General features: G+C 68.8%; 21 protein-coding genes. 9 read left to right on the forward strand and 12 right to left on the reverse strand.

Going from position 1 to position 23326, the window contains the following annotated elements; translation table 11 throughout:
* The first annotated feature begins 10 nt into the window (after positions 1-10).
* Complete coding sequence (locus BM339_RS46255; RefSeq protein ID WP_021599770.1) at positions 11-628, forward strand: MarR family winged helix-turn-helix transcriptional regulator; 618 nt, start codon at positions 11-13, stop codon at positions 626-628.
* An 8-nt stretch (positions 629-636) separates the two neighbouring features.
* Here BM339_RS46255 and BM339_RS51045 read toward each other — a convergent pair whose 3' ends face one another.
* The 4 genes from BM339_RS51045 to BM339_RS46275 all read right to left on the reverse strand — a co-directional run bounded on the left by BM339_RS51045 (position 637) and on the right by BM339_RS46275 (position 4434).
* Positions 637-924, reverse strand: a complete 288-nt coding sequence (locus tag BM339_RS51045; RefSeq protein WP_218163944.1) for an SHOCT domain-containing protein — start codon at positions 922-924, stop codon at positions 637-639.
* A 118-nt stretch (positions 925-1042) separates the two neighbouring features.
* The gene (locus BM339_RS46265; protein WP_143118872.1) at positions 1043-3238 is read right to left on the reverse strand and encodes a S8 family serine peptidase; all 2196 of its coding nucleotides are present in this window, start codon (positions 3236-3238) and stop codon (positions 1043-1045) included.
* A gap of 233 nt (positions 3239-3471) precedes the next feature.
* The gene (locus tag BM339_RS46270; protein WP_021595539.1) at positions 3472-3756 is read right to left on the reverse strand and encodes a GlsB/YeaQ/YmgE family stress response membrane protein; all 285 of its coding nucleotides are present in this window, start codon (positions 3754-3756) and stop codon (positions 3472-3474) included.
* Between the two features lie 30 nt (positions 3757-3786).
* A complete protein-coding gene (locus tag BM339_RS46275) occupies positions 3787-4434 on the reverse strand; it encodes a TetR/AcrR family transcriptional regulator (protein ID WP_075024972.1) in 648 nt (215 codons plus the stop codon).
* A gap of 94 nt (positions 4435-4528) precedes the next feature.
* Here BM339_RS46275 and BM339_RS46280 point away from each other — a divergent pair, with 94 nt between their 5' ends.
* Together BM339_RS46280 and BM339_RS46285 are read left to right on the forward strand one after the other, a co-directional pair.
* A complete protein-coding gene (locus BM339_RS46280) occupies positions 4529-5725 on the forward strand; it encodes an FAD-binding oxidoreductase (protein WP_075024973.1) in 1197 nt (398 codons plus the stop codon).
* A gap of 17 nt (positions 5726-5742) precedes the next feature.
* Positions 5743-7209 (forward strand): MDR family MFS transporter, encoded by a 1467-nt coding sequence (locus BM339_RS46285; RefSeq protein ID WP_075024974.1) that lies wholly within the window; start codon positions 5743-5745, stop codon positions 7207-7209.
* Here BM339_RS46285 and BM339_RS46290 read toward each other — a convergent pair.
* On the reverse strand, positions 7196-8434 hold the full coding sequence (locus BM339_RS46290; RefSeq protein ID WP_177287940.1) for a cytochrome P450: 1239 nt from the start codon (positions 8432-8434) through the stop codon (positions 7196-7198). The genes BM339_RS46285 and BM339_RS46290 overlap by 14 nt on opposite strands.
* Before the next feature lie 289 nt (positions 8435-8723).
* Complete coding sequence (locus BM339_RS46295; RefSeq protein ID WP_143118874.1) at positions 8724-9449, reverse strand: hypothetical protein; 726 nt, start codon at positions 9447-9449, stop codon at positions 8724-8726.
* Between the two features lie 519 nt (positions 9450-9968).
* Here BM339_RS46295 and BM339_RS46300 point away from each other — a divergent pair.
* On the forward strand, positions 9969-11099 hold the full coding sequence (locus BM339_RS46300) for a serine hydrolase domain-containing protein (protein WP_218163945.1): 1131 nt from the start codon (positions 9969-9971) through the stop codon (positions 11097-11099).
* Positions 11100-11357: 258 nt separating this feature from the next.
* On the opposite strand, the gene BM339_RS46305 is transcribed toward BM339_RS46300, so the two are convergent.
* The gene (locus BM339_RS46305) at positions 11358-12239 is read right to left on the reverse strand and encodes an NAD(P)-dependent oxidoreductase (RefSeq protein ID WP_075024978.1); all 882 of its coding nucleotides are present in this window, start codon (positions 12237-12239) and stop codon (positions 11358-11360) included.
* Between the two features lie 49 nt (positions 12240-12288).
* Between BM339_RS46305 and BM339_RS46310 the strand changes: the two genes are divergently transcribed.
* Positions 12289-12672, forward strand: a complete 384-nt coding sequence (locus BM339_RS46310; RefSeq protein ID WP_075024979.1) for a MerR family transcriptional regulator — start codon at positions 12289-12291, stop codon at positions 12670-12672.
* 53 nt (positions 12673-12725) lie between these two features.
* Here BM339_RS46310 and BM339_RS46315 read toward each other — a convergent pair whose 3' ends face one another.
* Both BM339_RS46315 and BM339_RS46320 read right to left on the reverse strand, forming a co-directional pair.
* A complete protein-coding gene (locus BM339_RS46315) occupies positions 12726-13238 on the reverse strand; it encodes a hypothetical protein (protein WP_024936441.1) in 513 nt (170 codons plus the stop codon).
* Positions 13239-13634: 396 nt separating this feature from the next.
* Positions 13635-14480, reverse strand: a complete 846-nt coding sequence (locus BM339_RS46320; protein WP_075024981.1) for an NAD(P)H-binding protein — start codon at positions 14478-14480, stop codon at positions 13635-13637.
* An 80-nt stretch (positions 14481-14560) separates the two neighbouring features.
* Between BM339_RS46320 and BM339_RS46325 the strand changes: the two genes are divergently transcribed.
* Positions 14561-15496: an AraC family transcriptional regulator gene (locus tag BM339_RS46325; RefSeq protein WP_075024982.1), complete on the forward strand. Its 936-nt coding sequence runs from the start codon at positions 14561-14563 to the stop codon at positions 15494-15496.
* Between the two features lie 292 nt (positions 15497-15788).
* Here BM339_RS46325 and BM339_RS46330 read toward each other — a convergent pair whose 3' ends face one another.
* The gene (locus BM339_RS46330; RefSeq protein ID WP_256255879.1) at positions 15789-16757 is read right to left on the reverse strand and encodes a zinc-dependent alcohol dehydrogenase family protein; all 969 of its coding nucleotides are present in this window, start codon (positions 16755-16757) and stop codon (positions 15789-15791) included.
* 100 nt (positions 16758-16857) lie between these two features.
* Here BM339_RS46330 and BM339_RS46335 point away from each other — a divergent pair, with 100 nt between their 5' ends.
* Positions 16858-17256 carry a winged helix-turn-helix transcriptional regulator gene (locus BM339_RS46335; RefSeq protein WP_075024984.1) on the forward strand — a complete coding sequence of 133 codons (399 nt, stop codon included), beginning with the start codon at positions 16858-16860 and terminating at the stop codon, positions 17254-17256.
* 131 nt (positions 17257-17387) lie between these two features.
* Here BM339_RS46335 and BM339_RS46340 read toward each other — a convergent pair whose 3' ends face one another.
* Entirely contained in the window at positions 17388-18041 is a 654-nt protein-coding gene (locus BM339_RS46340) for a helix-hairpin-helix domain-containing protein (protein WP_083598580.1), read from the reverse strand.
* 1140 nt (positions 18042-19181) lie between these two features.
* Between BM339_RS46340 and BM339_RS52800 the strand changes: the two genes are divergently transcribed.
* Both BM339_RS52800 and BM339_RS49430 read left to right on the forward strand, forming a co-directional pair.
* Positions 19182-19547, forward strand: a complete 366-nt coding sequence (locus BM339_RS52800; RefSeq protein WP_369076983.1) for a DUF6247 family protein — start codon at positions 19182-19184, stop codon at positions 19545-19547.
* A gap of 505 nt (positions 19548-20052) precedes the next feature.
* Positions 20053-20343, forward strand: a complete 291-nt coding sequence (locus BM339_RS49430) for a hypothetical protein (RefSeq protein ID WP_143118875.1) — start codon at positions 20053-20055, stop codon at positions 20341-20343.
* 1748 nt (positions 20344-22091) lie between these two features.
* Here BM339_RS49430 and BM339_RS49435 read toward each other — a convergent pair.
* Positions 22092-22988, reverse strand: coding sequence for a hypothetical protein (locus tag BM339_RS49435; RefSeq protein WP_143118876.1), 897 nt, complete (start codon positions 22986-22988; stop codon positions 22092-22094).
* Positions 22989-23326: the final 338 nt, after the last annotated feature.

Here is a 23326-nt window from a genome sequence, read left to right on the forward strand (position 1 = left end):
GAGACCTGACATGGCGACGGAGACCCCCGCCACGGGACGGCCCGCCGAGCCGGACGCGCCGCGCGACGGGAACCCTCCCGACCCCGACCTCTCCGACATCGCCACCGCGCTGTTCCGGCTCCGCCGCGTCTGGGCCAAGCCCGACCTCGTCAAGCGGATCCGCGCGCAGACCTCCGCCTGCGCCGACGGGCGCCCGCTGCAGCTGTCGAACCTCATGGTGGTGAACGCCGTCGCCGCGCTCGGCGCCGGCGCCCACGCGGACGCCGAGCAGGCGGGCGAGCCGCCCGCCGAGATCACCGTCGGCGCCGTCGCGGAACGGCTGGAGATCGACCCGTCCACCGCGAGCCGGCTCGTCGGGCACGCCATCGACGCCGGCCTGGTGTCGCGGCGCCCCTCCCCCGTGGACGCGCGCCGCGCCAACCTCGGGCTGACCGAGGCCGGGCGGCGCGTCAAGCAGGTCTCCGACCGGTTCCGCCGCGCCTACCTCGACGAGCTCATGGCGGGCTGGCCGGCGCGGGACCGGGCGGAGTTCGCGCGGCTGCTCACCCGCTTCGCCGACGCGGCCGTCCGGGCACCGATGTACCCGGACGGCGTCGACCGGATCTTCCAGGAGGCGGGCGCCGAGTAGGCGCCGCGTCAGTCCCCGTTCCGCAGCGCCGACATGCGCATCAGGTACTCGTCCTCGTCGATCTCGCCGCGGGCGAACCGCTCGGCGAGCACCGACCGCGCCTTGGCCATCGGGTCCGCCGCCGCGGCGGCGGCCGTGGCGGTCGTGTTCATCCTGCGGCGGATGAAGTAGAACGCGGTCCCCAGCACGGCCAGCCAGAACAGGCCGAACGTGATCGGGAAGACCGGCCAGAACGCCGGGGCGTCCCCGTCGTGCCAACCGCCCGGACCCATCTCCGTCACCTGCGTCGCCAACATCGTCAACATGGTTCATCGACCCTTCCTGTGTTCGGATACGTCGATGCTCGGCGACGGGTACGGGACCCCGCATCGTCTGCCCGGAGGCACCCGCGCTACGCCCGCCGGAGTACCGCGGTCACCACCAGGGCGGCCGGTAGTCCTCGTCGTCGGCGGGACGCGGACCGCGCGAGTGCCGGCCGCGCGGCTCGTCGCCGGCCTGGTCCGGCGGCGGGACGGGCCCGTCCGGCGGTCCGTGGTCGGCGGCACCGGGCGGCGGGACGGCGGGGAACGCCCCGGTGGACGGCTCGTCCGCCGGAAGTACGGGCGGGGGCGGCGGCTCGTCGGCCGGCTCCGGGGATACCGCGGAGAGCGGAGCGGTCGTGCCGCCCTCCGGAACGTCCGGTAGGTCGAGGGCGCCGCGGCGGAACGACTCCCAGTCGTCGTCATCGAGCGGCGACGGCTCGCCCCGCGCCGGGGAGCCGTTCAGTCCGGCACCGTTCAGGGCGGCGCCGCCGTCGCCGTTCCCGTTGTGGCTGTTGCCGTTGAGGACGTCGTGACCGTTCAGGGTCCCGTTCCCGTTCCCGCCGTTCACCGCGAACTCGCCAGGGTCGAACGGGCGCAGCTCGCCCGGCATCACCGGTGGCCGCTTCGGCTCGATAACCGAGGGCGGCTCCTCCCCGTCCCACGGGGAACCGCCCGGGTCGGGATCGGCCAGGGCGGGATCGGCGGGGGCCGGAGCGGGGTCGGCCGGGGCGTCCCAGAGCGGCACGTCCAGCGGGCTGGGGGCGGGCTGGGGCGCCTCCCACGCCTCCGGCGACGGGGCGTCCTCGCCGAAGGCGGGCCCCGGGTACACCTCGTTGTTCTGGAACAGCGGCGCGTTGACGGGCGCGACGGCGGGCGCCGGGCGGGACGCCGCCGGCGTGTACGCCCCGGACGGGACGGCGGACGCGGGCTCGCGCGGAGCGGACGGCAGCCCGTAGTCGGCGACGGCGTCGGTGTCGCCGGTGTCCTCCTCCGGGCGGCGCCGCTGCCGCCACCCGAGCACCAGCCCGAGGACGATCAGCAGCCCGCCGCCGCCGAGGACGAGCGGGAGCAGCACGCCGGAGTCGCGCACCGGCGACGCCGCCGCGGGCTCCGGCGTGACGGCCGCGGGCGGCGGCGTCTCCACCGGCCCGCTGGAGGTCTTGTTGATCTCGTTGGCGGCGACGAGCGTGCGCACGGCGTCGACCGTCCCGCGGCAGGTGGCCGAGCCGGTCGGGCGGCCGGCGCGGGCCGGGGACCCCTGGACGAGCGCCCGCCTGACCTCGTCCGGGCTGAGCCGCGGGTAGCGGGCGCGGACCAGGGCGGCGACCCCGGCGACCATCGCGGACGAGGCGCTGGTGCCCGTCCCGACGACGTAGCCGTTGCTGGCGTCGGCGCTGACGATCTCGACGCCGGGCGCGCAGACGGCCGCGTTGGAGCGCCGGTTGCTGTCCTTCCAGAGGCGCAGCCTGCGGTCGAGCGCCCCGACGGCGATCACGCCCGGGTAGGCGGCGGGGAAGTTGCGGCGGTTCGCGCCGGAGCCGTCGTTGCCCGCCGAGGCGATCAGCACGACGCCCTTGCCGAGCGCGTACCTGATCGCCTTCTCCTGGGACGGCGTGCCGTTGTAGGACTGCCGCCCGCCGCCGAGGGACATGTTGATGATCTCGGCGCCGTGGTCGACGGCGTACCGGATGCCCTGCGCGACGGCGTCGCGGTCGCCGGTGCCGGCCTGCTGGCCGTTGTCGCGCCGCAGCGGGTCGTCGTTCTCCAGCGTGACGCGGATGGACAGGACGCGGCTGAGCGGCGCGACGCCCATCATGCCCTGCGTCAGGCCGGGTCCATGGCCGTGGCCGGAGATGATGCTCGCCATCGACGTCCCGTGCAGGCCCCAGTAGCGGCTGCCGGGCTTGCGCAGGCCGCCGGTGAGGTCGGGCCCGTTGATCACATGCCCGGTGAGGTCGGGGTGGCGCCGGTCGACGCCGGTGTCGAGGACGGCGACGGTGACGCCGCGCCCCCGGGAGTACCGCCACGCCTTCTGGGCGCGCAGGGCGTCCAGGTGCCATTCGCGGGAGCGGATCTGGTCGGTCGGCGCGGCGCGCAGCGGTGCGGCGGCACCGGCCGCGGCCCCGCGGACGGCCTGCCCTCCCGCCGGGGCGCCGGGGACCATCGCCGCCGGCACCGCCACGGCGGCGCCGAGCGTGACGGCGGTCAGCGCCGCGGTCGCGCGGGATCCGAGCCGGAGCGCCGGACGTGCAGGGCGCGGGTGCGCCCGCCGGATACGCGCAGGACGGCGTCGACCGGCTCCGGACACGCCGCCGCACCTCCCTCCGGCAGACCGCCGCGCTCCACGGCGGGTGACATTCTGCCACGCGAACCGCCCACGGCCCGGGCACTCGGCACATTAGGGCACGGTCCGGGACAGCCCGCATCGTCCCGCTCACCCTGGCCTTCCGGGCATCTCGCTACCCGCTGGTAACCCGGTCCGCGAGGGAATGTTAACCCGCCCACACCGGCGTGTCGGCGCGTCCCCGCCCGGACCGGGGTTCAGCGTTCGTAGCGGCGGTGCCTGCGGCGCGCCCGGAAGCCCGCCACGAGCGCGACGCCGATCATGGCCAGGCCGACCTGGAAGACCAGCTCGATCCAGTCGATCCCGTCGGTGGTGTCCACGCCGACCTGCTGCGCGATGGCCGTCCCGGCGATGGCGGCGACGATGCCGACGATCACGGTCATGATGACGCCGATGGGCTGGCGGCCGGGCAGCAGCAGCCGGCCGAGCGCGCCGATGATCGCGCCGATGACGATCGCGGTGATGATGCCAGTGATGTTCATGCCCTGCCTGTGCCCAATCCAGGCGGGTCGTCACGTGGCCGGTTCGTCCCGCATGGATCGCAGGTCATCGAAGGTCAGGGCGGGTCCGCCGAGCTCGGACGGCCGTCCGGCGCGCAGCCCGTCGACGACCAGATCGAGGTGCCGGTGCGCCAGCTCCGCGCCCGTCTCCGGCGGCATCGGGCCGGGCATCGGGCGCGACAGCCGGACGAGCATCATCCCGACGTCGGCGTGGGTGACGTCCGGGCGCAGGTCGCCGTCATCCTGGGCCGTGGTGACGAGCTCGCGCATGATGGCGACGCCCTCGTCGCGGACGGCCGCGATCTCCTCGTCGTCGAACGGGATCTCGTTGAGCAGGACGGGGAAGACGGCACCGATGCGGATGTCCAGGACGCGGTGCATGTACCGGACGAGGGCGGCGAAGGCGGTCGCCTCCTCGTCCCGGGCGCGCAGGACCTCCTCGGTCGTGCGCCGCAGGGCGTCCAGCGCGACCGCCCTGATCAGCGCCTGCCGGTCGGGGAAGCGCCGGTAGAGGGTGGCGATGCCGGTGCCGGCGCGCCGCGAGATGTCCTCCAGGGGCGCGCCCGGCCCCTGCTCGACGAACACCTCCCGGGCGGCGGCGAGGATCCGTTCACGGTTGTCGCGCGCGTCGGCCCGCAGCGGCCGCTCCTTCGTTGCCATGCGCCGAGCCTAGCAAATAAGTGGAGACAAATCCTCCGGACCGTGTTACGGTGCTTGCAAGTGGAGAAAAATCCTCCGGAAGGAAGCCGTCATCATGAGCACCGCCACCGCCGGAACCACCATCGGCAGCACCCTCGGAACCGCCGCCCGCTCCGCCGGCCCGCTGGTCGTCGAGGCGACCGGGCCCGCCGACGTCCGCGCCGCGGTCCTCGCGTCCCGCGAGCTGGGCGTCCCGCTCACCGTCCAGGCCACCGGGCACGGCACGGTCGTCCCGCCGGACGAGGGGATGCTGCTGAAGACGTCCCGCATGTCCCGGGTGCTGGTCGACCCGTCCCGCCGCGTCGCCCGCGCCGGGGCCGGCGCCCGCTGGAGCGACGTGATCGCCGCCGCCGCGCCGCTCGGGCTCTCCCCGCTGTCGGGCTCGCACGCGTCGGTCGGCGTCACCGGCTTCACCCTCGGCGGCGGCGTCGGCTGGCTGTCCCGCCGGTACGGGTTCGCCGCCGACCACCTGCTGCGCGCCGAGATCGTCACCGCCGACGGCCGGCACCTGACGGCCGACGCCGCCCACCACGCCGACCTGTTCTGGGCGCTGCGCGGCGGCAGCGGCAACTTCGGCGTCGTGACGTCGCTGGAGTTCCGGCTCCAGCCCGTCTCGGCGGTCTACGCGGGGGTCGCGCTCTACCCGGCCGAGCGGGCCGCCGCCGTCCTCACCCGGTTCCGGGACGAGGCGGACCTCCGCCCGGACGCCCTGTCCGTCTCGATCGCGCTGGCCGACCACCCCGCGCACGGCCGGGTCGTCGCCGTCCGCGGCGTGTACGCGGGGTCCGCGGCGGACGGCGCGCGGGCGCTGCGATCACTGCGGAACGCCGCCGGACCGCCCCTGGAGGACACCTTCCGGACGATGCCGTACGCCGAGACCGAGTCGCTCGGCGGCACCCCGCCGCACCACTTCCACCTGTACGCCGACCTGCCCGACGCGCTGATCGGCGCGATCGCCTCCAGCGACGCGGCCGGGATCGAGGTCAAGCACTGGGGCGGCGCGATGGCCCGTCCGGGCGCGGACGCCGGTCCCGTCGGGCACCGCGACGTCCCCTTCTCCCTCACCATCGACGGCTCCGACGCGGCACTCGCCCCGTACGCGACCGGCGGCTCGTTCCTGAACTTCCTGCACGACACGTCCAGGACGGCCAGCGCCTACACCCCGGAGAACCTCCGGCGGCTTCGCGAGGTCAAGCGCGCCTACGACCCGCAGAACGTGTTCCACCGCAACCACAACATCCAGCCCGCCTGAAATGCGAGGAACCTGCCATGACCACGCTCACCTCGGCCCCCGCGCCGTCCCAGAAGCTCGACCGCGGCCTCGTCACGATCGGCCTGGTCGTCGTGCTCGGCGCGATCATGTCGGTGATCGACGCGACCGCCGTCAACGTCGCGACCCGCACGCTCGCCGAGGACTTCGGCGCCTCGATCACGTCCGTCCAATGGGTCCTGACCGGCTACATGCTGGGCCTGGCCGCCGTCATCCCGGTCACCGGCTGGGCCACCGAGCGGTTCGGGGCCCGCCGCGTCTGGATCAGTGCGCTGGCACTGTTCCTCCTCGGCTCCGCGCTGGCCGGCCTCGCCTGGTCGATGCCCGCCCTGATCGCCTTCCGCGTGCTGCAGGGCATCGGCGGCGGCATGATCATCCCGGTCGCGCAGACGATCCTCGCGCAGGCCGCCGGCCCCTCCCGGATGGGCCGCATGATGGGCTTCATCGGCCTGCCCATGCTGCTCGGCTCCGTCGCCGGCCCGATCGTCGGCGGCCTGATCATCTCGACGGCCGGCTGGCGCTGGATCTTCCTCGTCAACCTGCCGCTCGGGGCCGCCGCCATCGCCGCCGCCCTGCGCCTGCTGCCCGCCTCCCCGAGGCGGCCCGCCCGCCTGGACGTCCGGGGCCTGATCCTGCTGTGCGGCGGCGTCACCGCGTTCGTCTACGGCACCACCGAGGCCGGACGTCCCGGCGCCCTCGACGCCCTGCGCACCTGGACGATCCTCGGCGCCGCCGCCGCGCTCGTCGTCCTGTACGTCCTGCACGCGCGGGGCCGGTCCGCCCTGATCGACATCGCGCTGTTCCGCGAGCGGGGCTTCGCCGCGGCCGCCGCCACCAACGTCGTCGTCGCGGTCGCGCTGTTCGGCGTCCTCGTCCTGCTGCCGCTGTACTGGCAGGTCGTCCGCGGCCACGGCCCGCTGGCCACCGGCCTGCTCCTCGCGCCGCAGGCGCTGGGCGCGGCCGTCGCCATGCCGCTGGCCGGACGGGTGACCGACCGCCTCGGCGCCGGCCTCGTCGTCCCCGCGGGGATCGTCCTCGGCCTGGTGGGCACCGCCGCGTACACGCGGATCCACGCGGACACCTCGCCGGTCCTGCTGGCCGCGGCCCTGTTCGTCATCGGCCTCGGCCTCGGCGCGACGATCATGCCGTCGATGGCGGCCGCCTACCAGGCCCTGCCGCCGGCGATGATCCCGCGCGCGACCAGCGCGATCAACACCCTGCAGCGGATGGGCGCGTCCGTCGGGACCACCGCCCTCGCCGTGATCCTGCAGCACGAGATCACGGCTCAGGCTCCCGCGACGGCGGGCGCCGCCCTGGCGCCGCTGCCCGACGCGGCCCGGACCGCCGTCGCCCCGCTCCTCGCGACCGCCTTCGGGCACGCCTTCTGGGTCGCCCTCGCGATCGGGGCCCTGGCCGTCGTCCCGGCGCTGCTGCTGCCGCGGCGCGCGGCGCCTACCTCCGGATGACCCGCATGGGAACCGGCCCGGCCGGGCGGAACGTGATCTCCGCCCGGCCGGGCACGCGCACGCCGGGCAGCAGGTCGAGCCGGTGCGTCCGGCTGATCGTGGCGAGCACCAGGGTCGCCTCCAGCATCGCGAAACCGGCGCCCACACAGATGCGCCGCCCGCCTCCGAACGGCAGATACGCGTAGCGGGAACGCCGCTGCTCGCCCATGAACCGTTCCGGCTGGAAGCCCTCGGGATTGGGCCAGACGTCGGGGTTGCGATGGATCAGATAGGGCGGGACGGCCAAGGTCGCTCCGGCCGGGATCGGTGTCCCCGCGACCTCGTCGTCGCCGACGGCATCGCGCTCGATGGTCCAGGCGGGCGGGCACAGGCGCATGGCCTCCGACAGGACGGCCTTCGTCCACGGCAGCTGATCGACGTCCTCGGCTTTCGGCTCCCTGCCGCCGAGAACGTCATCGACCTCGCTCTCCAGCCGTTCCCTGGCGGCCGGATACTTCGACAACAGCATGAACGTCCAGGCCAGCGAGGCCGCCGTCGTTTCGTGGCCCGCCAGGAGGAGTGTCAGGACCTCGTCCCGCAATTCCTCCTCGCTGAATTGCCCGCTTTCCTTGAGCAGGTTCAGCAGTTCTCCGCCGGACGATCCCCGGACGACCCGCTGCACCATCTCCTCAAGATGGCCGAGAGCACCGCCGAGGCCGGGCACCCGCTGGTAGATGCTTCGCTTCGCGGCCGCTCCGGGCAGGAACGTCCCGACGACGGCTGCTCGTTGAAGGGCCTCAAGGGCACGGCCCGTCCGGTTGGCCTCACCACTCAACTCACTTCCGAACAGGGCGCGGCCGACGATTCCCAGCGTCAGTTTCCGCATTTCAGCCGCTGCGTCGAGCGCCACTCCGTCCGGCCATCGCCGCACGATCTGCTCGGTCGTCTCCACCATCTGCGGCGCGAACCCGACGACGTGCCGGTGCGAGAAGACCGGCTGCACGACGCGCCGATGCCGGCGCCACGTCTCCCCTTCGCTCGTCAGCAGGCCGTCCCCGAGAACGGCGCGCAGGGGCCGATACGTGAACGCCTTCACGTAGTTGTCCTGATTGGCGACGAGAATCCGCTCGGCGTGCTCGGGCCGCGACAACAGGTAGAACGCCCGCTTCACCCCGAACGGCACCCGGACGGCGTCCCCGTACCGGCCCGAAAGGCCGACATACGTCCGCAGCGGATCCCGGGCCATCCGCCCCCACCACCGAAGTGCGTCAACGCCCGCGGCCGGCCCCGCAACACCCGTCTGCCCCATGCCCCAACCGTAGAAAGCGCCCCAGCCGCCGACAACCCCGGGTTTGCCGGGCATTGGCTCCCGCACGCTACCGAGCCGCGGCGCCCGGCTCGGCGTCCGCTGCCTACGCGCTCGACAATCTGGAGGCGCGCGTCAGGAAGACCGGCCGCCAGTTCATGCTGGCACTCCGGTTTTACCGCCCGAGAGGGCGGCGACCCCGGAACGCGCCCGGGTCGGCGGCTTGGGATCAGCGGAGAAGGGTGTTGCGCAGCGTGATGCCGTGCAGGAGTCGCAGCCTGCGCATTTCGTAATAGGCGAGCGCGGACACCGTCAGTGGCGCGCCCAGCAACAGGGCTGTGGCCAAGGTGGTCGGCACGCCCTCATAGGCGTCGGTGAACAGGTTGACGACGGCCATCACCCAGGACGCCGACACGCTCACCAGCGGTGGGACCACCTCGTGAATGTCGGCCGTCCGGAACACGTTCGTCAGCGACAGGACGATCCCGTACAGCGCGAAAGGCGCCATCCACAGAACCAGGATCACGCCTCCGGGGATCAGGACGATCGGCCCGGCCGCGTCTCGCAGGCCTTTGAAGGTGGGCGCCGCCGCGAGCACGAAGGTGAACATGGAGCCGAACATCGCCCCGACCGCGATCAGCGGGTAGCGGAGCCTGCGCGCGAACGCGCCCCGGCTCGGCGGCCGGGCGGCCATGATGAAGGCGCCCACCACCAGCGGCAGCGCGCAGGTCAGGATCAGGACGTTGAGCCAGGCGTCGTTGAACCGGTCGCTCGCCAGCGCCTCGGGAGCGGTGGCCTTGTAGACCACGGCCACGCCGAGCGTCACGACGATGCCCGCCCAGGCGCGGGCGACCTGGAGCTTCCGGACACGCGCATCGGTGATCAGGTCCGGCCGCGAGGGCCGGAACACCGCCCGCGCCGCGAGAAGGGGATTCAGCCTCCGGATGCCTCGCACGTTGCGGGACGGCGGAGGTGGCGGCGGATAGGGCCCTTGAGGACGCGGCGGAAGCGGCGGGGGTGGCGGGTGCGGGCCCTCCTGCCAGGGCGGCGCCCCGTAGGGCCCGCGCGGGGGCGGCGGAAGCGGCGGCGGGACGGGCGGCGGCCGTCGTCCGCCCTGGCCCCCGGGCGGCGGACCGGCGGGACCTGTCACAGAAACTCCTCCGGCGGGTGTCGTCACAGACTCCCGGAGGACACCCCCGGAAAAGCGACTCGGGAATATTTTGCATGATCCCGAGCGGCAAACGTACTCCGATTGTGGGAGTAGCCGTGCTCACGGACCGCGCCCGCCACCTTGCGAGCCCGCGGGTTCGTCCTGGGCAGGTGCTCAAGGCTGCCGTTGGAGGGGCGCTCCGGACTAACTCCATGGTGGCCGTCCCACTCCCCTTCGGGTGTGAGCGAGCGGATGGCTCACGCGATGGATGTGCGGCCGATGCGCCGATACATAGCGTGACACTCCATGATCACAAGGAAAGTCATGCTCCGGAGTACGGCGGCGGCGCTGGCCCTGGCGGTGACGGCCTCGACCGTCATGGCGGAAACGTCCTCCCCGGCGAAGGCGTCCGGCCATTCGAAGCTGCGGCAGGCGGTGCACCGGCTCACCGGACCGGACGGAGCACCCGGCGCGCTCGCACAGGTCAACGACCGGAACCACGAGCTGGTGATCACCAGCGGCGTCTCCGACATCGAAACGAACGCGCCGGTGGATCCCGGCAGCCATTTCCGGCTCGGAAGCCTGACCAAGCCGTTCACGGCCACCGTGGTGCTCCAGCTCGTCGGCGAGGGCCTGATCGATCTCGACGCACCGGTGGAGCGCTACCTGCCCGGGGTGGTGCGCGGCGCCGACAACGACGGGCGGGAGATCACCGTCCGCCAGCTGCTCCAGCACAGGAGCGGGCTGCCGGACGTCCTGAAGTACATGTCCCCGCTGGACGTCCTCAAGGACCCGCTCCGGCACTGGGAGGCACGCGAGCTCGTCGACATCGCCCTGCCCCACCCCCGGAACTTCCGCCCGGGCGAGAAGTTCGGCTACTCCAACACCAACTACCTCCTGGCCGGCATGATCATCGAGAAGGTCACCGGGAACACCTACGGCGAGGAGATCCGGCGGCGCATCATCGTCCCGCTCGAACTGGGCAACACCTACACGCCGACCGACGATCCCGACCTGCCCCGCCCCCACCCCGAGGGGTACGTGCGCCCCGAGTCCGATCTCGTGAACATCAGCCGCCTCAACCCGACCGTCGGCGGAGCCGCCGGCGGAATGATCTCCAGCGCATCGGACATCAACCGCTTCCTGGCGGCTCTGCTGCACGGAGACCTCCTGAAGCCGGCGCAACTCCACGAAATGCTGGACGCCCTCCCCACAGGACGCACATCAGGCTCGAAGTATGGGCTGGGCCTTGAATGGTTCCCGGTCAAGGGCTCCGCGAAGTGCAAGAAGGGCTTCTGGGGCCACGACGGCGACATGCTCGGATTCAGCGTCCGCGCGGGCGCCATCAAGCACCGCAAGCAGGCCACGGTGATGGTCAACCTGAAGCCGGGCGGCGGCCCGGCCTTGGACGACGCCCTGGAGAAGGTGCTTCCCACCGCCCTCTGCGACGATTGACCGACCAGCCTTCCGTCCGGAGGCACCATGGCGGAGATCGAGGTCAAAGGTGGCAGGCCGACCACTACACCTCTGACGGCGTCCGACCGCGACACTTCGCGTCTTGATCGGGGATCCTCAGTTCACCGCTCACAGCTCACCGCGCAGCGCCCGGCCGTCCGGCCAATGGCACGAGGCCAGGGAGGCCCCGGCCTCGTGCCGTTGGCCGAGGCCGGGGCTCGCGTGCTGGGCATCGGCTCGAAGGAAGCCTGGCGGGGCTCAGGTGCCCTGGGGTTTGCGGAACTCTTCGATCAGCACGGGGTATTGCTCGCCACCGTGTCCGGCGACGATCGAGCGGTCGGCGATCGCTTTGAACAGCCTCGGCATCTCGGCGTTGACGCCCACCGCCTCGCTCTCCTCGATCAGGTGCGTCATTGCCCGCACGTCCGTCTCCAGAGCCGACACCTCCGCCGGGAAGGAGCCGCTGTCGACCTGCTCGGCATATCCGGGGAGCCACTCGACCACAACGGAAGCGAGCTGCTGGGCGAAGGGCGTGAACGTCGCGGCGTCGACGTCGGCCGTCCCGACCAAGGCGGTTCCCTGGAGCCAGGCGTTCAGAATGCTCCACATCATGGCAAGTCCGGCCACGTCGTAGAGAGACGCCAACCCATGGTCGGCCCCGAGGTAGGTGGTGCCACCGAGCGCGCCGAGCATGGCCTTGTGCGACTCGAAGTCCGATTGCGGGCCGCTGAGCAGGATCATCGCCTCGGCGGTTCCGATCGCCGGTGGGACGGCCATGATGGCGCCGTCCAGGTAACGGGCGCCACGCTGTTCGGCCCACCGGGCGGCCTCCCGGGCCTGGGTGGAGTCGCCCGAGGTCAGGTTGATCAGAAGCGTCCCGTCCAGCTTGATTTCGCCGGCGCCGAGCAATTCGTGGACGACCTCGTAATCGGTGAGGCAGACGATCGCCACGGAACTCGCCTCAAGCGCATCGCCGACCGTCGGCGCCAGCCGCGCGCCCTCGGCAACCAACTGCTCCGCCTTCGATGCCGTCCGGTTCCACACGGTCGTGGGATGCCCGGCTCTCAGAAACGCGCCGGCGAGCGCGCGGCCCATCAGCCCGAGTCCGATGACCGTCACAGGTGCGGTTTCGTTGTCCATGGCAGCATCGTCAACGTTGATACCGGTGTGAAGGTCAAGTGAGGTTCGGATGCGGATCGGGGAGCTGAGCCACCGGACGGGCGTCAGGGCTCATCAGTTGCGCTACTACGAGGCCCAGGGTCTGCTGGACGCGGGCCGCGGTGCCAACGGTTACCGCGAGTACGACGAGGACGCGGTAATGCGGGTGAAGCAGATCCGGCATCTGCTCGATGCGGGCTTGTCCTCCGAGGACATCGCGTATCTGCTGCCCTGTGCGGTCGGAGAGGCCCCGGGTCTGCTCGGGTGTCCCGAACTGTTGACCGCGATGCGGTCACGACTGCGGCGACTGGACGACCAGATGCACAGACTCGCCCAATCACGCGAAGCCCTCGCCGACTACATCAACGCAGCCGAGCAAACAGGCTATGAGGGCCGGGTCCCCTGCGAGGCATAGAAACTGCGAGACGAGAACACCGCCCGCCGTCCGACCGTGACGGCACGGTGTGCTCATTGCCTCGCGCGAGTCCGACGCCGGTAGTAAGCGACGGTGACGGCGGCGAGGAGAGGACCCCAAGCAACCAGCGGCAGGTAGGCGACGATGGCCAGAATCCCCTGCCAGGTGTCGGCGTTGAGAGGATCGTCGGCAGTCAGTGGACGTCCCGTCATATTCCGTCCGAGCATCAACGCGACCGCTGACCACGTCCACAAGGCGGTCAGGATGGTCGCGCCGAGAGCTGCCGGCACCACGGCCACGGGCGTCGGCACCCGACGTCCACGCAGGAAGGGAATCCACCGGGGGAACACCTCGCCCCAAGTCGCGACGAGCCCGACGGCGGTGAACGCCAGCAGCTCCGAGAACACCGAGAGCAGCACCACGTACAGCTCCAGCGGCATCCACGACGGCAGGTCGCCACTGGCGTCCGGCCCCACGTCCCGCATGATCGGCAAGTGCAGGGTGACGGCCGAGATCCGCCACAGGCTGGACGGCAACACCGTGAGCGGCACGAGCAGCGCAGCCACCCGCGCCCAACGCGGCACCCCGGCGACAGGTGCATGCGCACCAGCCCAGACAGCCCGCGACCGAGGAAACCACGGCTTACGAGAAGCGACAGCAAAATCAGTCATGCCTAGAAGATCGCGTGCAAGGCCCGGCCCTCACCTCCCCCACCGGCGCCACCGACATCCCCCGCCAGGGGGAGATCTCCGCGGCACGCGACGTCAACGCCTCCGGCCGAGGTCAGCATCGGCGTGTACCGGGTGCGGGGGTCAGGTCGGCCCGTCCACCTGCTCGGCGACCGTCGCCGCCAAAGCATCGATCGTGATCTCTGCTTGGCGGCGCCGTTCATCCGGGTGGGCCGCGGTGGTGTTGGGGGCCGGGCGGTGCTTGACGACCGACGGTCGTTTCAGTTCAGGCGATCAGACCTGCCAACCGCCTGCGGCGCCAGTGGACGTGGCGAACTCGGCGAAGGTCCGTGGCGGGCGGCCGAGGGCGCGCTGCACGCCGTCGGAGACGTGTTCGTCCTTTCCCTCCCGCAAGGGCTCGATGACGTCCGCGAAGCTTTCGGCGTCCGCGGGCGGCCACCCCTGCTGGACGAGTTCAGCGACGTAGTCCTGGACGGCGAGCGGCACATAACGGACCTCGCGGCCGGCGGCCTCGGAGATCGTGGCGACCGCCTCGGTCAGCGTCACCGCCCCAGGGCCGGACAGCTCATAGATCTGGCCCGCGTGCCGGTCCTCGGTCAGCGCGGCGACCACCACCGCGGCGATGTCCTCTGCGTCGACGAAGGCGGCCGCCCCGTCGCCGGCGGGCAGCCGCAGTTCACCGGCACGGACGGCATCGGCGAAGAAGCCCTCGCTGAAATTCTGCGCGAACCAGCCCGGCCGGCTGATCGTCCACTCCAGGCCGCTGTCGCGTACGGCGGCCTCGCTGTCGAGCATGCCTTCCAGGACGCCGTTGTTGTCCTTGACGTAGTCGGGCCGGTCGATCCCGCGCCCGGAGGCCAGCACGATCCGCCGGGCCCCGTGCCTCACCGCCCGCTCGACGAAGGGGCGTACGAACTCTGTGCCGTCCAGTTGCACGATGTAGGCGGCGCGCACGCCCTCAAGTGCTGCATCCCAAGTGCCGCGGTTTGTCCAGTCGAAGGGGTGCTCGCCGTTGCGGGCCGCCGCGCGGACCGGTAGGCCCTTGGCCCGCAACTGGTTGACGACGCGGTGGCCGGACTTCCCCGTCGCCCCGGTGACCAGGATCGGATGTTCAGTCATGGCCCCAGCCAATCGGCTACCTCTGAGACGTTCCATGGCCAGAAAGCTCAGCTCGATGTCTAGGCGTCTACCTTGGGTCTGTGGACGCGGTGTCAGAGCTCTTGGCCGAGGTACGAGCGCGCGGCGCGGTCTTCCGTCGGACCATCATGCGACCGCCCTGGGCCCTGCGGATGGCCGGCGGCGCCCCGCTGACGCTGGCCACGATGCTGAACGGCCATGCCTGGATCGTTCCCGACCAGCACGAACCGGTGTCCATCGGCGTCGGCGACATCGCCGTCGTCCGCGGCGATGTGCCCTACACCGTGGCCGACGACCCCGCGACCACCCCCTCGCTGGTGGTGACCAGCGCCGACTACTGCCCGGGCGCCGAAGGCGTCGAGCACACCTCCGGACCGGCCCGGACCTGTGGAACGCTCACCGACGGGGCGCCCGTACTGGTCAGCGGGGCTTTCGAGCGTCGGGGAGAACTCAGCGACCGGCTGCTACGGGTCCTGCCCGACGTGCTCATGGTGCCGGCCGAGCAAAGCCGCAACCCACCGGTGGAGATGGTGGCCACGGAGGTCATCAGAGACCGTCCAGGACAGCAGCTGGTGCTGGACCGCCTGCTGGACCTGATGCTGGTCACCGCGCTGCGCACCTGGTTCGACAGCCCCGACTCCAGCGCCCCGGCGTGGTGCCGCGCACTGGACGATCCGGTCGCAGGCACCGCGCTCCGGCTGTTGCACGACTCCCCCGCACACCCGTGGACGGTGGCGGACCTGGCCACCAAGGTGGGCGTGTCCCGCGCGGCGCTCGCCCGCCGGTTCACCGCGCTGGTCGGCGAACCGCCGATGTCCTACCTCGCGAGCTGGCGGATCGCCCTGGCCGCCGACCTGCTGCGCGAGACCGACCAAACAGTAAACGCGATCGCAAGGAAGGTGGGCTACGCCAACGCCTTCGCACTGAGCGTGGCGTTCAAACGACTACGCGGCACGCGCCCCAGCGACCATCGGGACCGCGCGCGGCGGTCCCGATGAGACCCCGAGTTCGATAGATCGGGGTCGGGGGAGCCCCGCGCCTTTCCAGCTCAGCCCCAGCCCTGGTGGGATGCAGCAGGAGCACGCCGGTTACCTCCTCAACCAGCTCTCCGACGCGGACAAGCAGCGCGTTGCTGACGAGCTGGCAGTCCTGGCGGCGGGTGAGACGGACCCGGCATACCGAGTGTTCCTGGAGACGTTCGCCTTCGCCATGGGCCTGGTGGAACCGGAGGATGGCCGAAGCGGCGCCGCAGCCGGGACAAGCAGTCGGGATGGGAGCCCGGCCGCCGGGTCAAACCGTGACGACGATCTTCCTTCCGGCATGGAGACCGTTCTCGAGGTGGCGGTGCGCCTCGACGATGTCGTCAAGGACGAACACCTTGTCGATCGCGGGTGCCAGCGCACCGAGGCGTACACCGGCGTTCAAGAAGGCCGCCATGCGCTTCACCACTACGGGGTCGAGGGTGTGCTCGAAGCTCCGGTAGCCGAAAATGGTGAGCGGCGTGCTTGCCGGGAAGGATGTGGGCCGAGGGTCCAGGAAGCCCGCGGCGACCAGTGTTCCGCCGGGGCGGGCCGCCTTCGAAAGATCCTGCTGGCCAGGGCCCATAACGACGTCGAGGACGATGTCGGCGCCGGTCCCGCCGGTGTGGTGGCCGACGGCTTCGATAACGTCCATGTGGTCGGTCGCGATGACCGCGGCGGCACCGGCTGCGCTCAACTCGTCCTTCTTGGCAGTGTGCCGGGTGATGGCGATGGGCACGGCGCCGATCTGGTTGGCGATCTGCATCGCCGCCCGGCCGACGCCGCCGGACGCCGCGGTGATGAGGACGTGGTCGCCGGGACGCATCCTCGCCTTCTCGATGAGCGCGCCGTAGGCGGTGGAGTAGGCGACCCAGATCGCCGCCGCCTCCGTGATTCCGAGCCCGGCAGGCCGGGCGACGACCCGTCTCGCGGGGAGCGTGGTGTATTCGGCGTAGCTACCCCTTACGCTCGCGTCCGGGATTGCCGCAATGATGACCGGATCGCCGATCCGCAGCCCGGCGACCTCGGCGCCCACCGCATCGATGACGCCGGTCCCTTCGACGCCGAGGCGAGCGTGCGGCAGCGGAACGATCGCGGGCGAACTGCCGGAGCGCATCATCTGGTCGAGCGGGTTGACGGCGAACGCTTCGATCCTGACCCGTACCTCACCCGCCGCGGGCTCGACGACCTGCTCCTCCACCACGTGCATGACTTCCGGCCCGCCGAACTCGTCGAACACAACGACTCGTGGCATGGTGACTCCTCCGCATCGTGCGCTTAATTCGTGCTCGCCGAAGACGCTACGGAGCCGTCGGTTACCTCCTGGTACCTTCGATTTCATGCAGAACCCGGCTGGACCGGTCTTCCTCGCCGACTGCCCCACGCGACTCGCGGTCGAGATCATCTCCGACAAATGGGCCGTGCTCGTGCTCTTCGGGCTTAGCCAGCAGCCGCGCAGGCACGGCGAACTCGTCGACCTCATCGGCGGCGTCTCGCGCAAGGTCCTCACCCAGACACTGCGCCGACTCCAGCAGTACGGTCTGGTCGAACGCCATGCCGAAGCGCCCCGACGGGTCGAGTACAGCCTCACCGACCTCGGCCAGACCCTCGTCGAGCCCATCGAGGTCCTCACGAACTGGGCAAGGGACTACGGCGGCGCCATAGTCGCCTTCCAGGAGGCGCAGGCACCCGCCGCTCCCGCTCGGACTCCCCAGGAAGCGACAGAACAACTCGCGTGAACTTGCGGACGACCGAACCGGCGCGACGAGCGGCCTCAATAAAGCCGGCGCAGCTTGAGCAGGCGGACCTCGCCGCCCGGCGCCGTCCAGGCATCGAAAGACGACGGGGCGCTCCCGGCAAAGCATGATGGTTACTGCTTGGGGAGGAACACGCCGTACTCGGCGAACCGAGGGGTGAGTTCCGGAGGCAATGCCGTCAGCGCGGCGACCTCCTCGGGTGAGACGAAACCACCGGTCTGGCTTCGGACGTCGACGATGATGTTCGCCTGTTCGGCCGTGAGGCCCAGGATGGCGGCCAGAGCCGGGGCCGGGGCATTGTTGATGTCCACAAGGCCGCCGTCATCGTAGGTCCGGGGCAGGTCAGGGCGTCCGATGTGCATCTCCCTGGCGAGCTCAGAGTCACTTCGAGCGGTCTCGGCCGCCATAGCGCGCAGCTGACGGCGCTGCCGCGCGTCCTCCTGCGCCCTCTCAAAGGCGCTTCTCCGGGCTCCCGACCCGCCGAAGACTCGGGGTCGGATCAAGAGAGCGTGAATGGTCCCACCCAACGCCAAGAGGAGAAACGCGATGAAGTTAACGGCGAAACCAACACCCTCCTCAGCTGCAAACGTGGCGAAGAAGGTCACCCAGAGCGCGAAGTAGACGCCCGTCGACAGGATGTACGGCAAGGACTTCATTCGGACGGCCGCATAGCCGAAAGTGAGCGGCGTCCCCAAGCCCAATGTGATCACAGGGCTCAGCGCCCACGCGACACCTGCGACAGTGCGCCCCTTTCCCCCGTTTGTCATGTCTCATTCCTCCTCGTCCTATCAATCAGACGCTGAGGAGCCGGAGCCGGTAACACCAGGCCGATGGCCACATACGGACCGCCCAGCCCTTGTGCCCTGCCCCCGTGGGGCACGTAGGTCGAACGGCAAGGTCAGAGACCTGAACACAGAGGACCGCACCGGTGCGGCTACCGCCCTTGAGGTGTTCTTCCTGGTGAGGCTCCGGCAGGAGGACAGGAGATTCGATCTCCTGACGGGTTGCCTCCAGCACCCTTCCCTGACAGCCACGGACAGAGGCGACACGGCGACAAAGCCGAAAAAAGAAAGTGATCCCCGGGACACATGGGGGTTGTGAGGTGTTGGCGAACGGACGCAAGGTCGACGCTACGCCGCTGTGCAAGGAAATCGAACAGCTGCCCCGGCGCGGTGGCGTCGTTCAGACCGCACACGTTCCGGTAGCGCCGGGAACATGCCGGCCTGTGGAAACTCCACCCCCGCGACCTGCCGACCGCTACCCAGCCGAGGCGTTCTACGCCTCCGGCCTGTCGGTGAAGCCGCGAGACCGCCGACGCGCTGACGATAGGGACCAGATGCCGACGCCGATCCCGCACATAGCTCGGCGAGCTAGGCAAAAGCGTGACAGGACGCCTGCGAGGTCGATCCGCCAGGCGCGCGGCTGGATACGCCGCGAACTCCCCCGAAACATGCGGAACGCTCTGCGGCGAGCACTCACGCAGGCAGAACGAGAGGGACCCGTCAACGCTGAGCAGCGCCCTGTTCGGTGGCTGATTCCGTGGCTCCCGCAGTGGCTCCAGGGTGGAGCAAAAGGCCCTCACGATGATCGCGAGGGCCTTTGAGCTGGGAGCCGGCGAGGGGACTTGAACCTCTAACCTTCTGTTCACAAGAACCCGGCCACCCCAAGATCGCCACCATCACCGCAGGTGGGACGGTGTGCACCCGGTCGCCGATGCCAGCAGCAGTAAGCCCCCGTTGCGGTACTTCCGTGCTGTACTTCCCAGTCCCATGACGGGCACTGACAGACGGCCGTCCCCCGGTCGTGCCACCCCTTCGAACACCCGGCTTGCGCCCTCTACCGGACGGCACACCCGTAGCCTCCTGATGAGGGATGGCAAGGGGCACTGAGTACTGAGGAGGGGCGTCATGACGGCTGGACCACTCAATCATGATCATGACCCGCTCGATCCGGAGGACATCCTCCGTCGACTGCCCTATGACGAGCGAGAGCGGTTCATCCGTGACTACCGCAGCGCTCTCGACGCCGCACACGAACTCTGGCGCTACCGCCAACTCCAGAGGTCCTCCGCCTCTGGCACATGCGGGCCACTGCGTACGCCCGTCCCGACTTCGCCGATCGGGCACAGCAGGCACGCACGGGCGCCCCGGCCGTCTTCACTACCGCTGCAGAAGCGATCCCCGGGTGGCCTGAGCGCACGGACGGCGCTCGTTGAACTACCGCGTCGAGCTGCACGCGACTGCACTCGCCCAAATCGGCGGCCTGCCTCCTGAAGCCTTCGACGCCCTGGTGACCTCACTCGCTGACGTCGCCGAACGCCCCTGGGACGCGATGGCCCTGGCCAATGACGAGCCCGAATACCGCCAGGTCATCTTCGTACCTACGGCCTGGTGTCCTTCTACGTCGACGACACAGCCGAGATCATCCGCGTCTTCGACATCACCTGGACCGGCTGACACCAGGACAGACCCCGGCACACTGAGCCTCTGGGTCTCGACACGCAGCCATGGGTCCGCACAGGAGCCCGGAGCCCTCCCCGTGCTGTGTCCGATGGTGGCCCTTTAGACCATGGGGGGCCATGGGCCATCATGGCTTATGGCTTGGGAGTGGGTAACCCCGTTCGCCACTACGCTTGGTGGCACATCGATCGGTCTAGCGGGCATCACCGCTACAGTCCGCGCGGCCAAGGGCCAAAGGGAGCTACTCGACCGGTTGTCCCAGCGCGAGCAGGAGCACCGTTCCTACGCTGACTTACGGGCACTCCGGCGGGAGATATATGTGCAATTTGTGAAGGCCGCATACGAAACAATACATGCAAGTGATAGCCAGATTGACAAGCAAATGGCTCTATACGTTCACCTGCACCAGGTGCAGACCGTGGCGAGTAGGAACGTATCGAACTTCGCCACAGAACTCTTTGGCGCTGCCCTGAGCACTCGTATGCAGAATGGAGACCTCCACCCTGCAGAAGCCGATTACCCAGGGGAAGAATTCATGGAAGCAGAGCACGCTCTAATAGAGGCTATACGCGAAGAAATTCAGAAGGGGTTGCCGAAAGGAGCGCTGTGAGCCTTTAGACGTCATTGGCATCCGACCAGTGCCACAGCACCGAGCATCTAGTTACAAGCAGGATCAGGGATGTCCAGGACCGTCCCCACACATCCCCTGACCAGGGCCGCGCCCTGCCGCACGTCCAGCCCCGTCCGTGGTCATCCGACCCCGTTGTTAGCACCGCCGTTAGCACTCGCACCCCGTCCCGGAGAGTGCGCCCGCGCGAACAGCGGGAAGGTGTGACAGACAGTTTCGCGCGGGCGTGCCCTCCGGCCCGCGGGGGGCTGGGGGCCGCGAGGCCCCCGCTTCACGCACGCTCGACCAGTGACTAGGAATGAGCGGACAATGTCCCACTTATGCTTTCGCGCTGACATTCAACTAGCCTCTACCGCGTGGCCGCGTCGCCTCGGCGGGATAGCCTCTAGCAGGAGTTGAAGAACCCACGTGAGCAGCCCGCCAGCAAGGCCGATGAATGCGCCTGCAATAAAGAGATTGCGATTGGAGGCTGCCTCTCCTGGAATAGAAGAGATTGTCAGGACGCCCGGCTCCAGCAGATCCGCTGACGTAGTCCATCCGAAGCCGGAACTATCAGTTGGCGTTGGCTGTGAGGCTTCAACCTTTGTGAGTGGTGGCGTGTAGGAAAGAGCTGCCTTAATTGTAATCCTGGCTCGCGGCGACTTTTGCTGATGCACTGAAATTGCAGGGAATTGAACTGACATGCGATAGCCGCTCACAGCGGTCTGGCCAGCGTTCGTGATGCGATAGACGCCCTTAACTTTACGGGACGGCCGTCCCCAGGGCCAGCCTCACCTCCTGGACAGAGTAGGAAATCGTAGGCATGGAAGCCAGCCGCGCTCGTCTTTTCGAGTCCAGAAGGCTTCAGTGCCGTGTTGATATCTACTCCGATAGTGTCGAGCGTGTTCACCGGCGCTGGATCCGGAATGAACTTCGCCTGCATAGTGACGCATGTGTTGCGCGCCTTGTTTAGAGTTAGATTGATAAATATCTCCGACCGCTCCCCGGCGCTGCGCTGAGAACTAGGAAAACGACGATTAGCATATCCCTTGCCAGTGCGCTCAAATGGGTCACCAAGGTATTGAATAGTTCCGGACTGAACGCCTGCCGGCGCAGTGAGGACAATATTCCCTTCAGGCCCCTGGTTGATCGGTGCTGGCGCGGTAGAGAGCTCGAATCGGTCCCATGCATTCACCGCGAATACTACGCCCAGACCACCGACGATGAGGACTACGACGAATTTGAGGTTAAGCCAACGGAGATAGAGCGGCCTACGGTGAGGGTCACCTGATTCGCTGCCCGGCTGGCCATCTCCTCCATCCCCTTGGGGCTGATGCGGCCCAGGCTGTGATGCCGGACGCCGCAGTAGGCGAGCTAACCCTGCAAGTACGGCCATCCCAATAATGATCGTCAGCAGTCGCCGCACCTCGGCCTCCCCGTATCGCTATTCTTGATCCTCTTAGACCTCTTGCCTTCCACAGAGGTTCCGTCACGCTGCACCACCAAGCGCATACTCCTTTCTGTCGCAAACCTCTGTCTACCCCGAAAGATCGCTACATTGAAGGGTCCCGAGCCAGATGGTGTGTCTACAGCCAGGCCAGCACCAGCACGACAGGCACCGTCCCTCTCGTAAGAGGTAGTCGAATCAGAAGTTGCGCTCCCGGTATACCGATCGTCTGCCCCAAGGCACAGGCCAATTAGATCTGCTGGCGCGCAACGGGTTTCGCAATACCAGCCTGCTCTTGCTGCGCCTAAGGCAGAACGATGTCCACTCGTATCGCGGCGGCGATAGGCGCTGAGCGTTGACTGAAGACTCGCCTCAATCCTTCATTCTCTATTCCGTCATCAACTACGTAGCCTTCCCGACACTTCAGAACCTCATCAGCAACAAAATCTGGAAGTTGCACGCCCAGGGCTGGAACTTTTCCCTTAACCTCTGCATACGATGGCGCATAGTTCCTAGGAAAAGTTCTTGCGAGCAAATGCAGGACAGAAGCACGCAACACCCGACTCCCCACTTCCGGCTCCGACTCGTTGAACCTAACTGGCAGGCGTACCGGTATTTCGACTTCTGAATATGGAATTGCATGCGGATGATAGAGAAGATAATGTACCGGGATTTTATAATTTTCCTCGTAGTCTGCTATAGACTGCCACTGTCTGTCGCCGATCTGCAGTGCTTTATATCGGCAAGCTTCGTCGAACGTAAAGTTGCGAGGTCCTTTGCCCAACAGACTAGACGGCTCCATAAGCGAGCCAAACCCTCCATGCATGGTGACGCCAGCATCCTCTATGAACTCCGACTCGCGCGGATAGAGGCGTTTACTCTGCAACAGAACAACCTTAGTTCTAATCAGCTCCGAGGGGCGCCTGAAATTGACAATAAATCCCAGATCGGCTACTTCCCATCTTTTCCAATGAACTCCACCTCCAACGAAATGTACAGCAATATCGACCGTGACACCGGATTGTGTTTCATGGGGCCCACTAGCCTCGCTTATAGCATCAATAAGAGAAAAGTCTAGCCACTCTTCGTGAGTCGTTGGCATGCGATCAAGTTTGCTCGTGGCACGACGGTCGGCCAGTTTAAAGACGTCTCGAACATACTCAATGACGTCCTCGGGAACGTCAATGTTATCCAGGTTCACGGCCTTCTCCCGGTAGGTAGTTCCTTATCGCCCCTAGTCTGGCGGAAAAGTGAACTGATCGCGGTAAAACGCGCGGGAGAGGCTGGCCACGTATGGCCGATAAGGTGCAGGCAAGGCCGGGCGGCCGGGGCGGGTCGGCCCGGAGAGGCCGCATGCCCGGCCCGGATCGACCGGCGGCGGCCGCGTAGCGGGCGCCCTTGAAGACGTAGAGAAAGTTCTCATTCGCAGGATGGGCGCCCTGTGTGTCCTGTCCCGGGACATGCTTGACATCTCTGTCCCATCACATGCTTGACGGGTGCCTGTTCGGCTTGGCTGTCGCGTGTTCGTTTGCGGGCGTC

Source organism: Actinomadura madurae (assembly GCF_900115095.1).
Lineage (GTDB): Bacteria > Actinomycetota > Actinomycetes > Streptosporangiales > Streptosporangiaceae > Spirillospora > Spirillospora madurae.

Excerpts from the sequence above, each read along its gene's own strand:
- BM339_RS46340 (WP_083598580.1), bottom strand. The coding sequence starts at position 18,041 with ATGACAAACGGGGGAAAGGGGCGCACTGTCGCAGGTGTCGCGTGGGCG.
- BM339_RS52800 (WP_369076983.1), top strand. The coding sequence starts at position 19,182 with ATGACGGCTGGACCACTCAATCATGATCATGACCCGCTCGATCCGGAG.
- BM339_RS46275 (WP_075024972.1), bottom strand. The coding sequence starts at position 4,434 with ATGGCAACGAAGGAGCGGCCGCTGCGGGCCGACGCGCGCGACAACCGT.
- BM339_RS46300 (WP_218163945.1), top strand. The coding sequence starts at position 9,969 with ATGCTCCGGAGTACGGCGGCGGCGCTGGCCCTGGCGGTGACGGCCTCG.
- BM339_RS46310 (WP_075024979.1), top strand. The coding sequence starts at position 12,289 with ATGCGGATCGGGGAGCTGAGCCACCGGACGGGCGTCAGGGCTCATCAG.
- BM339_RS46270 (WP_021595539.1), bottom strand. The coding sequence starts at position 3,756 with ATGAACATCACTGGCATCATCACCGCGATCGTCATCGGCGCGATCATC.
- BM339_RS46255 (WP_021599770.1), top strand. The coding sequence starts at position 11 with ATGGCGACGGAGACCCCCGCCACGGGACGGCCCGCCGAGCCGGACGCG.
- BM339_RS46290 (WP_177287940.1), bottom strand. The coding sequence starts at position 8,434 with ATGGCCCGGGATCCGCTGCGGACGTATGTCGGCCTTTCGGGCCGGTAC.
- BM339_RS46280 (WP_075024973.1), top strand. The coding sequence starts at position 4,529 with ATGAGCACCGCCACCGCCGGAACCACCATCGGCAGCACCCTCGGAACC.
- BM339_RS46285 (WP_075024974.1), top strand. The coding sequence starts at position 5,743 with ATGACCACGCTCACCTCGGCCCCCGCGCCGTCCCAGAAGCTCGACCGC.
- BM339_RS51045 (WP_218163944.1), bottom strand. The coding sequence starts at position 924 with ATGTTGGCGACGCAGGTGACGGAGATGGGTCCGGGCGGTTGGCACGAC.
- BM339_RS46305 (WP_075024978.1), bottom strand. The coding sequence starts at position 12,239 with ATGGACAACGAAACCGCACCTGTGACGGTCATCGGACTCGGGCTGATG.
- BM339_RS46320 (WP_075024981.1), bottom strand. The coding sequence starts at position 14,480 with ATGACTGAACATCCGATCCTGGTCACCGGGGCGACGGGGAAGTCCGGC.
- BM339_RS46335 (WP_075024984.1), top strand. The coding sequence starts at position 16,858 with ATGCAGAACCCGGCTGGACCGGTCTTCCTCGCCGACTGCCCCACGCGA.